This window comes from Pseudomonas sp. PA-1-3F (assembly GCF_021609665.1).
Lineage (GTDB): Bacteria > Pseudomonadota > Gammaproteobacteria > Pseudomonadales > Pseudomonadaceae > Aquipseudomonas > Aquipseudomonas paracarnis.
In genome coordinates this window covers 1-573 of sequence record NZ_WJZD01000085.1, presented here as the reverse complement: position 1 = coordinate 573, position 573 = coordinate 1, and the positions used below count along the sequence as shown (strand labels likewise).

The window sequence follows — 573 nt, the reverse complement described above, 5'->3', positions numbered from 1 at the left end:
TCAGCGGCCAGCTGAATCCGGATGATGTAGGCGCCTACGCCACCGTGTTTGCACCGTTTGGCGAAACACTGCGCGGCGACTGGATCCGCATGTACTGGCTTGGCCGGGGCGCCCGCACCGAAGTGCCAGTGCAAGTGGCCGTGAATGGCGCCACCACCACCCACGACATCGAAAAGTACTACGTGGAGAACAACCTGGATGAGTCGGTGACGGTGTTCTACACGTTGACACGTAGTGATGAGGCGATGCCGCGGTATTCTGAGATCACCGAGGTGCTGATCAGCCGTGGCGTGGGCGAGTTGCCGTCGCCGACCTTGCGCGAAGCCCAGACGACCGGCCCCGACACCGCCGAACTGGAGCCGCTCAGGGTGCAACAGGGTACCCAACTGGTGGTGAGCTATGTGGGGATGCGCAACAGCGACTCGATCAAAGTCACCATGAACGGTGCCGGCAATGGCGGTTCGCCAGATATCCCGGCCAAACCTGGGAATGAAGCCTTGCAGGAGGTGGCGTTCGATATTTCCAGGGCGGCGATTGCGGCGAACATTCGTGACCACGCCACCACGGTGAAAT

1 protein-coding gene is annotated in these 573 nt (G+C 61.3%); it reads left to right on the top strand.

Features of this window, described 5'->3' with window-relative positions:
• The coding region (locus GIV26_RS27085) for a hypothetical protein (protein ID WP_236282929.1) at positions 1 to 573 on the top strand (573 nt) is incomplete at both ends.